The sequence below is a fragment of the Caulifigura coniformis genome (genome assembly GCF_007745175.1).
Lineage (GTDB): Bacteria > Planctomycetota > Planctomycetia > Planctomycetales > Planctomycetaceae > Caulifigura > Caulifigura coniformis.
In genome coordinates this window covers 1,219,324-1,231,604 of the sequence record NZ_CP036271.1, presented here as the reverse complement: position 1 = coordinate 1,231,604, position 12,281 = coordinate 1,219,324, and the positions used below count along the sequence as shown (strand labels likewise).

The 12,281-nt window shown below is 58.9% G+C and carries 11 protein-coding genes and 1 tRNA gene; 5 read left to right on the top strand and 7 right to left on the bottom strand.

What is annotated here, in order from left to right; translation table 11 throughout:
- Window positions 1–95 precede the first annotated feature (95 nt).
- Complete coding sequence (locus Pan44_RS04915; RefSeq protein ID WP_197453859.1) at window positions 96–971, top strand: ParA family protein; 876 nt, start codon at window positions 96–98, stop codon at window positions 969–971.
- A gap of 9 nt (window positions 972–980) precedes the next feature.
- A complete protein-coding gene (locus Pan44_RS04910; protein WP_145027827.1) occupies window positions 981–1,286 on the top strand; it encodes a hypothetical protein in 306 nt (101 codons plus the stop codon).
- A gap of 3 nt (window positions 1,287–1,289) precedes the next feature.
- On the opposite strand, the gene Pan44_RS04905 is transcribed toward Pan44_RS04910, so the two are convergent.
- Window positions 1,290–2,333 carry a replication initiator protein A gene (locus Pan44_RS04905; RefSeq protein WP_145027825.1) on the bottom strand — a complete coding sequence of 348 codons (1,044 nt, stop codon included), beginning with the start codon at window positions 2,331–2,333 and terminating at the stop codon, window positions 1,290–1,292.
- Window positions 2,334–3,010: 677 nt separating this feature from the next.
- Between Pan44_RS04905 and Pan44_RS04900 the strand changes: the two genes are divergently transcribed.
- The 3 genes from Pan44_RS04900 to Pan44_RS28195 are packed head-to-tail and all read left to right on the top strand — an operon-like array spanning window position 3,011 to window position 6,336.
- Window positions 3,011–4,078 carry a cyclic GMP-AMP synthase DncV-like nucleotidyltransferase gene (locus tag Pan44_RS04900; RefSeq protein WP_197453858.1) on the top strand — a complete coding sequence of 356 codons (1,068 nt, stop codon included), beginning with the start codon at window positions 3,011–3,013 and terminating at the stop codon, window positions 4,076–4,078.
- A complete protein-coding gene (locus Pan44_RS04895) occupies window positions 4,071–5,873 on the top strand; it encodes a ThiF family adenylyltransferase (protein WP_197453857.1) in 1,803 nt (600 codons plus the stop codon). The genes Pan44_RS04900 and Pan44_RS04895 overlap by 8 nt, the downstream gene beginning before the upstream one ends.
- Window positions 5,866–6,336 (top strand): Mov34/MPN/PAD-1 family protein, encoded by a 471-nt coding sequence (locus Pan44_RS28195; RefSeq protein ID WP_145034914.1) that lies wholly within the window; start codon window positions 5,866–5,868, stop codon window positions 6,334–6,336. The genes Pan44_RS04895 and Pan44_RS28195 overlap by 8 nt, the downstream gene beginning before the upstream one ends.
- A gap of 70 nt (window positions 6,337–6,406) precedes the next feature.
- On the opposite strand, the gene Pan44_RS04885 is transcribed toward Pan44_RS28195, so the two are convergent.
- From Pan44_RS04885 to Pan44_RS04860, 6 genes are all read right to left on the bottom strand, one after another.
- A complete protein-coding gene (locus tag Pan44_RS04885; RefSeq protein ID WP_145027821.1) occupies window positions 6,407–6,925 on the bottom strand; it encodes a hypothetical protein in 519 nt (172 codons plus the stop codon).
- 1 nt (window position 6,926) lies between these two features.
- A complete protein-coding gene (locus tag Pan44_RS04880) occupies window positions 6,927–7,886 on the bottom strand; it encodes an S-4TM family putative pore-forming effector (protein ID WP_145027819.1) in 960 nt (319 codons plus the stop codon).
- A 54-nt stretch (window positions 7,887–7,940) separates the two neighbouring features.
- Window positions 7,941–9,002, bottom strand: a complete 1,062-nt coding sequence (locus Pan44_RS04875) for a nucleotidyltransferase (RefSeq protein ID WP_145027817.1) — start codon at window positions 9,000–9,002, stop codon at window positions 7,941–7,943.
- A 549-nt stretch (window positions 9,003–9,551) separates the two neighbouring features.
- Window positions 9,552–9,624: transfer RNA gene (locus Pan44_RS04870), tRNA-Ala, on the bottom strand.
- 228 nt (window positions 9,625–9,852) lie between these two features.
- Window positions 9,853–11,289, bottom strand: coding sequence for a hypothetical protein (locus Pan44_RS04865; protein WP_197453855.1), 1,437 nt, complete (start codon window positions 11,287–11,289; stop codon window positions 9,853–9,855).
- Window positions 11,279–11,998: a penicillin-binding protein activator LpoB gene (locus tag Pan44_RS04860; protein ID WP_145027815.1), complete on the bottom strand. Its 720-nt coding sequence runs from the start codon at window positions 11,996–11,998 to the stop codon at window positions 11,279–11,281. Before Pan44_RS04860 ends, Pan44_RS04865 begins: the two co-directional genes overlap by 11 nt.
- Between the last annotated feature and the right edge of the window lie 283 nt (window positions 11,999–12,281).

Sequence of the window (12,281 nt, the reverse complement as noted above, 5' to 3'; positions counted from 1 at the left end):
TGCCTTCATGAAAGCCTGACTGCTTGCGTGCTTTCATGATTGCTGGAATGTCAGAAGGTCAGCCCGAAAGCATGACGGAGTGACTGCTTTCTTTCATGACAGAATGCCAGCATGACAGTGCGAATGAATACATCCATGAAAGATTTCCAGCTCACCAGACTTCCAGAAGCCTGGCAGCCCAGACTGCCGGCTCTCTGGCTCTCCAGAATCCCACCGTGCCAGAAAACATGCCTGACAGGCTGCTGGAAATAATGCTTGCCAGCACGCCAGAACTGTGGCAGCCTCGGCTCATGATTATTGTGATCGCGAATTCGAAAGGTGGAGTAGGCAAGTCAACGCTGGCCGTCCACATCGCCGCCTGGCTGAATCGCCAGGGCCATCGCGTCACGCTGGCCGATTGCGACACGCAGCAATCCTCTTCCGAGTGGATTCGTGAAGCAGCTCCGGATGTCAAAGCGATCCGTCTCGACAATCCCGACATGATCCTAAACGAGCTGCCGCTGCTGGGTGCTGACACCGACTATGTCGTTGCCGACGGCCCTGGCAGCCAATCTGAAACGAGCCGTGCATTGTTGCTCCGGGCCGATCTCGCGATCGTTCCATGCAAAGCATCCATGCTGGAGGTGAGGGCTCTAGCGAAGGCGACAGAGGCACTTCGTCAGGCCCAGGACATCCGCAAGGGAAAGCCGGAGGCCAAGATCGTGCTCAGCATGGTCGGAAAGAATTACCGGCTGACCCAGGACATGAAAGACGCCGCCTCGGCACTGGGACTGCCGATGGCGCACACGGCACTGATCTTGCGGCAGATCTACGCCGATTCGCCGGGGCAGGGTGCCACTGTCTGGGATCTTGGCTCGCGAGCCAAGGAAGCCGCGGATGAAGTGGAAACGCTCCTGCGCGAGCTTCTCCCTCAGGCCTGCCGGAAGCAGCCAGCCCGTCGCCTATTCGCAGCGAAACGGTCGAGGGCATAGGGGGGCACTATGGCAGATCGCAGAAGCCTGATTGAAGGAATGAAGGCAACCCCGACCGAAGCCGAAAAAGCCTTCGTCTTCAAGGATGCTTCGCAGTCCGTCGCCAAGGCAGAACCGGCGGCGAAAACTCCTTCAGCAGCTTCTTCCGCCGTGACACGCAGCCCGCTCAGCACCCGAATACGGTCTGATTTTGCCGTGCTCTTAAAACGCGCCTCGCTGGAGCGGCAATTGAGCGGGACGGAGCCAAACAGCATCAGCGACATTCTCGACGAAGCGCTTGAGCCGTGGCTGAAAGCCAACGGCTATCTGCTCTAGCCGTCACGGCCGCCCGTTACGTTCAAAACGCTTCTTACAGAAGCCGATAAACGCTGCCTCCGGGTTCCGCGGAGTCTCGGTGAGCCACTCACGCCATTCTCTCTCCAGGTGATACACGTCCCAGCCGGGAGCGACAATTCTGGCGTCGTTGTAAACCTCCGGATCGAGGCCACGAAGCGGGATTTGCTCAAACGGCAGCTCGGGCGAAGCGACACTACCTCGGCTGCGGAAGATGACCATGTCGCTGTCATCGAGCGCCACCGAATAGTCCGGCATGTGGCTGAACTTGCCGTCTTCTTCCACGATGTTCGAGACGAGCCGGCGGAACTCCTTCTCGGTTGAGCAAGAACCGCATTTGTGCTGCAGCAGTGGCAGCGAAATCTTCCACTCGTTTTTCTTGCCGCAATGCTTCCGAGCCAGCTCGTACATGCGTCGTTCCAATGGCTTTCGGAGCCTGAAATAGTCGCGATGGAGTGTCAGCACTTCCTGATGCTGGATCGCGTTGAACACCCAGTCTGAGAGCTTGATTTCCACTTCCTGCATCCGGCCTTCGCGCGTTTCCCGGACGACTTTGGCTCGCTCGATCAGGCCGAACACTTCGAACGTCTCGGAGCCGCCCGTTACGATGTTCGTGGAGATTTGCGTCCCACGAAGCCGTTCCAATGCAGATTTTAGGGCGGCGTAGCCTTCGCCGCTGGTCACCCGGTTCGTCGCTCGCAGCAAGTCATGAGCCTTGAACCGCACTACCGAGGAGAGGGGCTTGCCGTCGTTCAGCGACGCCATCAGCTGCGAAATGCAATAAATCAGGATGTCGCGGTCATGGACAGTCGCCAGTCCGTGCGCAGAAGGCGCGATCTCGATGAACACCGATCCGTGCTCGTAGCGTCTCGTGTGATGATCCGGCTTCGTGGAGAGCGAGAAGATGGGATGCTCCATCGAGGCCATGTCCCCCTTGGGAGCAGCGTCCAGAATGTCGCAGGAGAAGAAGTCCGGCGCGGCGCGACGGTCGGGGAGAAGAGGGGAGCGACTACGAACTTCCTGGGTCATGTGACGACATTCGTCATTTCACCCACCGAGTCAAGAAGATTCGTCAGATCACCCACCGGCGCTCGTCATTTTACCCACCAGTGTGGCGCTTTCGTCAGATCACCCACCGTATCCAGTCTTCGACAGTTTACACACCGCTTTTCGTCACTTCACACACCGAGTTTCGACAGTTTACCCACCGGGCGATTCTAAAAACGACGACAGTTCAATTGCTTGATGACCACTATCCACAGCGTAACTCCTATTTAACACAAGTATTTAACACTCAGCAGCTTCGCAGAATGGGATGTGGATAACCCACATTCCCAGCGCTCAGCGAACTCCTCGAAGGAAGGCGGCATTCAACAGATGAGGTCAGTGATCTACGGTGCTATCAACCGACTTAATATCAGCGCCTTGATGAGCAATATTCGTCACAAAAAGGAGTTCGGCTTGCCGTCCTCACGCCGAATTGGCAGCTCCTGCTACCTGTTACGGCCACCCGCACGTGCCATTCTGGCGGTAGACCGAACTTCCGCCGGTCGAATGCGTACAATTCTATGGGTCTCGCATGCGTTGAAACCGTTGTTGCGCGGCACGTCGCTTGCGAACCGCTGTTGTCGTCGCGACCGCCGGTCGTGGGCCAGGGCATGCTCTAATCGCCCAACAACCAGTTTGGTGTTCACCGGAGGAACCAGATGGCAATGTTTGATTGTGCATCGGACGTCTTGGGCTACCACGACGAGAAGGTGACTCTCGCGAAACCTGAACAAGACGAGATGCGTGACCGGCGCGGCGCGAATCGTGACAGGTTGAAGAAAGGGCTCGAAAAGGCGGAGAAGCCCGCACCCAAAGAGTTCAACAGTCAGGGGTCTTATTCGATGAAGACCATGACTCAGGACGCTGCGAAGGACTACGACATCGATGACGGGGTGTACTTCGAGAAAGACAAGCTGAAGGGACCTCGTGGAGGGGAGATGACGGCTCTCGAAGCGCGTCAGATGGTGCGGGATGCTCTCGATGACGGCAGCTTCAAGACGCCGCCGAAACTCCATACCAATTGCGTTCGCGTCCAGTACGGAGCAGGGTATCAGGTTGATGTTCCGGTCTATCGGCGTGTCAGTACTGAAGAGGCCGGAAAGGAGTCCATTCACTACGAATTGGCTTCGAGCGAGTGGAAACGATCAGATGCTCGCGATGTCACCGCTTGGTTCGACGATGAGAACCAGAAACAGAGCCCTGACGAAGTAAATGGCCGCCAGCTCAGGCGGATCACCAGGCTGATCAAGAAATTCGCGAAGAGCAGATCCTCGTGGAAACCTCAGACACTCAGCGGTTTCGGAATCACCATTCTGGTCGTGGAGCAGTATCGGAAGAGCGCTGACCGCGAAGATTCGTCCGTGTACGACACGATGAAGGCGATTCGTGATCGCCTGAACGGTAGTCTCGTCATCAATAACCCAGTGACACCCAATGAGGCCGTCACGAACGGCACCGACGACTCAAAGGCCAAGTTTTTCCGCGATCGGTTGTCCGACGCGATCCGGTGGCTCGAACCGCTGTTCGAATCCGACTGCACCCAGGTCAAAGCGAGGAAGTGTTGGGACGACGTCTACGACACGTCGTACTTCTCCGATTTGAACCCAAAAAAGGAGAAGGCTTCTTCCGCCGGCGCCGAGCAAGTGCTGACTGCGGGACTTGTGCGCGACATCGCGACCGGCGCACATGTGGCAGTCAATAAGGCCGGCGGCGGCCGTTATGCCTGAGGGTGACGGATTCCCGCCCGATCAGGCGGTTCGTCGGATCGCCGAGCGTTTCGCAGCTGCCGGCATCTCGGGCAGGAAGCTGGAGTGGCACGAATTAGCACGATATCGCGGTGAAAAATTCATCGCGGGTTGGGAATTTCGAATTCAATTCTCCGACCGTACTCGTCGCCTGCGACTGCTCATTCCCGAAAACGCCCCGTGGGTGTTTTCTCGGATTGCGCTTGATGATGCACCGCCGTTCCTGACCTGGCCACATGTGGAAAAGGACGGGCTGCTTTGTCTACGTCCCAACTCCTGGACGGTCGATCCGTCTTTGCCCGAAGAAGCGGCCCTGGATGAACTCGGGCGTGCCACGGAGCTAATTGAAAGATTGATCACGAACGGCGGAGACGCTGATTTCAGGAACGAGTTCCGCTCGTACTGGGATCACATCTGCGATCACAAGGCTGGGCCGATCTTCAGCGTCGCTGTGCCGGGACCTCCAAGTCGCCAGGTCCACGTCTGGCGCGGACAGCAGTTTTCTCTCATCGCCGACAGTCCGCAGGGGATAGATCAATGGTTGCGGGCAAGGTTCCCCGACATCACTCAGAAACAAATGGTGATCGAGCGGGCAGGGCTGATATGGCTCAACAATCCGCCGGTTCCAGCAGAGTTCCCAGATTCAATTGCCAAGTTGAAGGAGCTCGCAGCTCAAAACAAAACAGACTTGTTTCAGATGCTCGACGGCCATCAAGGTACGGACGGCGGCGAGTTTCTCGTGATATTCGGTGCGGAGTCCACCAGCGGAATTGGCTTCATCGGCGTCTCGATCTCTCGCAACACTTCTAAATTCGGAAATCAATCGATTGAAAAGGGATTTCGCAAAGGGAAAGTTCCAAAGGCCCTGATGGCGAATCGGACTCTCAATGGCCGTGTGGTTCCACGGACTGTTGACCGCGCTGATGCGGCGTGGGTTCACGGCCGTGATCAGGATTCTCGCCAGATGGTGCTCCAAAAGGCACACGTGGCGGTATTGGGATGCGGCTCAGTCGGAGGACAAGTCGCAGAACTCCTTGCGTCCGCTGGCGTGGGAAGCCTTTTGCTCGTGGACCCCGAACGCCTGACCTGGTCCAATGTTGGACGCCATGTTCTTGGCGCTGAGTTCGTTGAACTGAGCAAGGCCGAGTCGATCGCACGACAACTCGGGAAGAGATTCCCACACATCCGCCAAATCGAGGCGCGGCGGGAGTCATGGCAGGGGGTGGTCAGGGCGTCAGCGGGAACCCTCGCACACTGCAATCTAATCGTCAGCACGATGGGCGATTGGTCGTCTGAATGCCAACTGAATACCTGGCACTCAGAAGAGATACCCGATGTGCCAATTCTGTATGGCTGGACGGAAGCCTATTGCTGCGCGGGTCACGCAGTGGTAATTCGCCCCGAAGGCGGTTGTTTCCAGTGCGGATTCTCGCGAAATGGCAGAGTATTGTTTCCCGTGGCCCGATGGCCCGAAGGCGCAACAATCCGACGTGAACCTGCTTGTGGCGCAGACTTTCAACCGTATGGACCGATCGAACTTGCGCATGTTTGTGCCACGATCGCCGAATTTGCGCTGGATTGCCTCCTGGAGGCACCGGAGAGATCAACACATCGAGTTTGGTCAGGCGCCGAACGACTCCTCATTGCTACCGGCGGCCAGTGGACCGAGCAGTGGGCAGAGCTGACTGGTGGAAGCGTGCTTGGCAGTCGACAACTGCAGAGGAATTGGGAAACGGCAAGCGACTGTCCAATATGTGGCAAGAAGCCCGATGCTTAGTTACCCGATCGGCAGCTCAGGGCAGTCAATCTGCTTCGCACCAGAGGTGCTCGCGCATTTCCATCGCCATCGACAGACGCGCTGGTATCACCGCGAAGCGGGAGGACAGCTCTTCGCCACCACAGCGGGCCTGGTTCTGACTATTGTCGAGGCAACCGGGCCGCGACGATCCGATCGTCGCACTCGGGTGTCATATGTTCCGAATCGAGCTGCCGAGGCGAGCGAGATCGCTGACCAGCAAACGCGAGGACGCGTTTTCGTCGGTGATTGGCATACTCATCCTGAATCGGTGCCGAACCCATCACCACTCGATCAACGCAGCATTCAGGAATGCTTTCGAAAATCGACACATGGACTCAACGGATTCTTGCTTGTGATTGTCGGCTTGGCCGAGTTCCCCGACGGTCTGTTGGTCAGCGTGAGCGATTCCGAACGCACGCACGTGCTCCATCCGTATTCGTAGGGCGCTGACCGTCACCACCGCTGGCGCACACTTGTAAGGGGCAGCGTGGTCGACACGACGTCAAAACGATTCAGAGCAACATGTCCAACAGCATTCCGAATTCGTCAACTTTGGTGGTGTTCTTCCAAGCGTATTTGTGTGCCGTTTCCGTTCCCTCTTCGACGACCGTAACTAATCCCTCGTCGTTCACCGTGTTAAGCGGAAGGTCGGCGGGCGAGATGTGAAAAACAGGATGTCCGTCGATTGCCAGAACCACCCAACCCGTGGCGTCGAATGGCGCATGGGGCTCCTTCTGAAATTGTAAAAGCGCGACATCTTTTCCGGCGTTCGCCGCAGCGATTGCCGTGCAGATCGCAAGGACGAAGCGCTCACAATAGACCGTGTTCAGCTTTCGATCGAAAACCGCGAATGCCTCACCCAAGGAAAGCTCGCGAGCAACGGGGGCTCCATCTTTGCTCGTTGGTTGAGTAATCCGCTGACCCTCAATCTTTGGCGGATCGATCCACTTAAAAAAGTCCGCCCCCTTGGCTTCGATTCCTTTCCGGACAATCGCAGCCAAGCTCCGAATCTGATTCAGGGTCAGTCCCATCTCAACTCCCACTCACAGTATTGCCCGTAGGAAGCCCGAGCTTCTGTTTCATCTGATTGACTCTTTCGAGAGCCGCAACCTTCATCTTCTTTTCGTCTTCGTCGCGCTTGTACTGGTAGAGCCTTTCTGGAATCGAAGGCGCCCGGCGTCGTCGATCAAAGAGCTCGTCCTGAAGAAGCCTTGACTGATGCTTTGCTTCGTCGTCCGTCAGCGAGCCAGCGAGCAGTCCGTCAAGAAGCGCCTCCACCTTCTGAGACGCACGATCCATATCCTCGCCTGCCTCGGTGTTCTTCTGCCGCTCCCGCCAGATCTGCAGAGCGGCGGGAAGCACTGGCATCAACACAGACAAAACTAAGGCTTGCATGTCGTAATGGGCAGCCATGGCGAACACGAAGCCGATGCCCACGAGCAACGCGAGAAGGACGGAGTAGATCAGGCAAAACAGATCTCTCAAAGATGAGTCCCACCTCATGCTGGATTTCTGACAGAGGAGCCGGGCGTAGCTCATGGGCACTTCGCCCACGCTGGCCGGGTACCAGTCCAGAAACGGCTTGTCGTCCGGAAACGCTGCCTTATGGCGATCCGCGAGAGCGGTAATTTCGCCAGCATCAACAGGACGGCCAGCTTTCACCCCGTTCCATGGTAGATCGTAAACTGCTGTGTCGAACTGATCCTGGAGGCGCGCCTTCAACTCGCGAAATCGCTTAACACGCGGTTCGAGAAAAACAACATCGACTGCAATGGTGGCGATGGCGATCAGGCCGGCCCAGGCTTTTGCTGACGGCCCGTATGCGGGATAGTTACGCGATACGAGCCATGCCAAGGATGGCCCGAGAATGGCTGAGACGAATGAGAGCGTGATCTGCGCAATCGCCGTGTATTTAGCCTGGCGGTCGGCTTCTCGATGGGCTCGAACCAGATATACGAGTTCGTTTTGCCGCCGCGGGATAGCGTTAGTCATTGAGTGCTCGATGGGAGCGTGTCTGCTTGGCCCTGGAATCTGCCCACGCCCCGCTTAGGCAGTCGGAAACTCGTGCCCAAAAACGGCTCGCCACGCCTCGAATGCCTCTTCGATTTGATCCGCTTGCTCGTGCCGAATCGCGCGGTCGCCGTTTGCGACTGCTTGATTGATGCGGGTCAGGTCGGTCGTCGTGAGAGCACCAGACTCCACAGCCGGCGACCCATTCAGAATCGGAGGAAGGTCGCCTGCCCGAACCGCGTCACGCACTGCTTGGAACGCAACGCATGTACCTACCGAAACCGAGGTGATAGTCGTTCCGAGCCTGTTCTGAAGTTCAAACGCACGCATGATCGCGAGCTCAGCGTAATAGGACTCGATGCGTCCCCCGACGAACTCATTCGACCACCACTTGAACAGCTTTACGGCGCGTCGGAGGCTACGATTGTTCTTCCGATGAAGCTCGTCCGACAGTTGCTGATCGAGTCTTGGATTGGTCTTGATCCAACCGTTACTCCCGTCCGGAATGAGATAGAACGGGTCTTCGTAAGCAGCGTGCGGTTTCAGGCTAAAGCATGGGACGACATCGAATCCTAAGTCATTCGATAACGTCACCATCACTGCTTCGCCCACACGCCGCACGCGCGTTGTTACAGGATAGTTCGATCGCAGTGCTTCGGCGAAGCCGTTGATGAGCTTCGCGGAGGAGAGGTATCCGCCGTCCCACCACCGATCACGGTCGACGGCCAGCGGGTTTGTATCAAGCACTTCGTCTGTCAGAACGGTGTAAGGAGCCTGGAAGCCTCCCTGCGAGTACACGAGCCCAGTCCCGTCGATCGGCAGATAGACGTCGATATCGTTCAGCGGCCAGATTTTCGTGTGGCGGGCAAACGACCCTCCGAGGAAATCCCGGTCAGTGTCCCGCAAGATCCTCGGAAAGCCCTCATTCTCCTGCGCAAGGCCCCGAAGATAGCCCCGAAGGGCGGAATGGCTGGCCGACGCCCGCTCCCTCGTGCCGGCGCCGATCCCGATCTGCGTGTCGATAAAAGAATCAAACGCAGCGCCGATTCGATAGGCACGCCCTGCCTGCAGATGCATGTATCGCTGGAAGTCGCTCACAAGCTCCCTCTCCGTAGAGAATTGAATGTCGCCTGACCGCGGAAAAGCTTGGCGAATCGCTGGACGCACGTGCCCCATTTGAACGATCCGGGCCGTCAAGATTTCCTGCGGACCTCCTTTGCCGCCGCGAGATTAGACCTAGTCAAAGCACGCTCCCGAAGTCGGCGTGCCGCCCTCTGCCCTGTGTCGTGGCGAGGTGCCGCCTTTGCAACTTTTGCGCCTTCGAAAAAGCGGCCGTCGAGGGTGCGCCTAAAGCCCATCCGCATCAGCAGATCTGTCTCCGCATTTCGGGAGCGGCAGCAAGCTCGCAAGAATCGCTCACTGCCAGGATGGCAGTAACTGCTGCTGTACCGAACTCTTCGTCACGGCTTGCGAGTCGCCAGCTTTCTTGCGGGCTGAGGGAGACATTATTCAGAGAAGTCGCTGGCACAGATTGGCACAGAATGGGTGCCAATTGGGCACAGAATCTGTAGAATCTGGATATTCCGGCACTGAAGCCGTCCAACGAAAAAGCCCGCGATTCCCAGGGAAACGCGGGCTTTTCGTGAGTGGAGGATAGCGGGCTCGAACCGCTGACCTCTTGCATGCCATGCAAGCGCTCTCCCAGCTGAGCTAATCCCCCCTGGGACACCGATTAATCGTCCAACCGCCAGGCGTTTCTCAAACGAATCCGACAGGCATGTGAAACGGCTGGCCGCTCACAGACGAAGAAACGCCGCCCTTGGGCGACGTCACATCGGAAGGCGAACGCTACCGGCCGGTGGCAATCACTGTCAAGCGCCGCTGACCGCCGACTTCCTGCATTTTTCTGCTCTCACCCCGACACAGCCGATTTCCGCAGGGTTCGCCCTCAGGGAAGTTCCACCTGCTGGGCCGCTGCTGGTTCGATCGCCGGCCGCTGGACGGACCAGTCGCTCGTCAAAACTTCCCCCACGAGATGCGAGTCCGGGAAGTTGACCAGCACGCTCGTGTTTCGGCCTTCAGACACGGTCACCCGTGACAAGGCCGAGTAGCCAAACCGCCCGTAACTGTCGGCCGGAGTCAGCGTGATGTAGTGTTCCCCTGCCGGCGCCTCGATCCGCAGCACCTGAATTCGATCTGGAAGTAGACTCCAGCAGCGCGTGTCAGGCGCCTCAGTGGCTTCCCACGCAATGCCCGCCAGGGTCAGGGCGATATCGATCCCGGGAGCCGTATTCGCTCCCGTCGCTTCCTTCGCGGCGTAAACCGCGGCCTTCTTCAGGACGCGCCGAGCAACGGCCCTTCCGATGATCTCCGGCGCCTTGGCCTGGAAATGAGTCTCCGCGAGCATGCCGACGTCGACGAGCGTGGCTGTATCCCCCTTTGGCTGGTCGTCGATGGCCACCTGAAGTCGATCAATCCGGTTGTTCTGCCGCACGACGACGGGGATCCGGATCGGCGCGATCGTCGGCGGAAGGTTGTGCTTGCCCACCGCACTGACAATCCGGTCGGCCACGAGCAGCGCCGCCTGCGTCGGAATCTCGAGGCGTTCCTGCTTGGCGGGCCCCCGGCCCACGAGCGCAAAGACGTAGATCACGCCATGCCCTGGAGCGCACGGCGCCGTGGTTTCCGCCCGGGCGAGGTCGACCTGCGCGTCCCTGAACTCGGGCTGCCAGGAAGCCACCATCGCACGGTTGCGAACCACTTCATCCGCATTCACCCGCGATTCCTCCTGCAGCATCGCCCGCAGGTAGGGCCCGAGGGCAACCTGCGTCGCGGCCAGTTCCGGGTGGGCTTCCAGTCCACCGGCCCGTTCGATCAGTTCCTTCTGCTTGGCGTTCACCTGCAGCGAGTACGCCTCCGCGTCGCCGCCATCCGCCATCAGATTGGAAAGCGCAAGAAAGGCTCGCACCAGAACTTTCTCGTGGTCCTCGCCAGAGTAGGCCAGCCGGGTGTCGTCGGTGAGCATCGACGTTGCCCCCTCGGCCAGGTCCTTCTGCTCGAGGTGATCGAAATGGTCGCGAACCGTCCGCAGAAGGCGCTCCGCCTCCTTGGGCCGCCCCGAGGAGAGCTCCACCATCGCCTGGTCGAGGAGCAGAGCATCGGCGTCCCGCTTCGGCTTCTTCAGCAACAGGTCAAGCTCGGTGCGCGCGGCGGGCAGGTCGCCACGGAAGTAGTGTCCCTGCGTCGCTGCAATGCGGTCGGCGTGACTGGCGCACCCCGGCGCGAGCAGCAGCAGCGCCAGCGCGCCGGCAAGTCCACACCGCTGCGCGAAGACGCCTGCCGTCTGGATGGCCCCCCGGACGTTGACCGTCACCTTATGCTCCATAGTTCCGGAGCTTCGACAGCTTCGACTTGTGGTAGCCCTTCCGCAGTTCGGCCGATTCCTTGGCGAAATCGCCAGTCGCCACATTCACCAGTTCGAGCGTCAGCAGATAGTCGCGCTGGTAGTCGCCGTTGTTGTCGGTTGTACCGCTGGTCACCCGTGCGAACAGCAGGTAGTCGAATGGCTGCTCCTGCTGTTCCATGATGGCGACGAAGTTGCGGCGATTGTTCGGCACGAAGAGGTCGTCCGGGCGCAGGGCCGCCTGACGCAGACCCGCTTCGACGAATTTCCGGTTCACGACGCCGAACGTCTTTGACTCATTGATAATCGTGTCGATCTGCTCGTACAGCTGTTCGCGGTAGTCGCCCAGTTCTTCCTGGCTCTTGTTCTCCACTCCCACAAAGCAGACCCGCTTCTTGGGCAGACCGTCGAGAATGCTGACGGCCTTCATGCTGGCTGTGCTCCCGTCCCCCGATTCGACCGACATTCCGATCTGTTCGGCCGACGACGTCTGGACGACCTCCTGCTCCCGCGCGAGCAGCTTGCAGGTCGCCTCGGCCACGAGCGGCTTCCACGTTTCGGCGCCGGCCTCGTGGCTGCCAACCATGTCTTCCTGGTCGCCGCGCAGAACATGGGCGACCTGCCGGCCGCGACACCCCAGCGCCAGCGGTGCAACAAAAATCATCTGACTGAGAAACTGGCGACGTTGCATCGCGGCATCCTTCCGCGGGAATTTGACAGCGGTCCTCGCTGAACGCCGTCTCCCATACCCCGGCGCAGGCCTCTCTCTCCAGACGAATCCGCATCGCCAGGGCCTCGGTCTCGATATCGACAGGAGTTAAGGCGTCGCCACAATGCGATTTCGAGCGAAGATCGGCAAAGTCTGCCGGTCGAGCGGAGGCGGGTCTCGTTCGGCAGGCGGCAGCCCCTTGATCCGGATCGCGAGGAAGCTCTCAGGCTGGTCAGCACGAAACTTCGCCCTCCCGGAGTCGCCC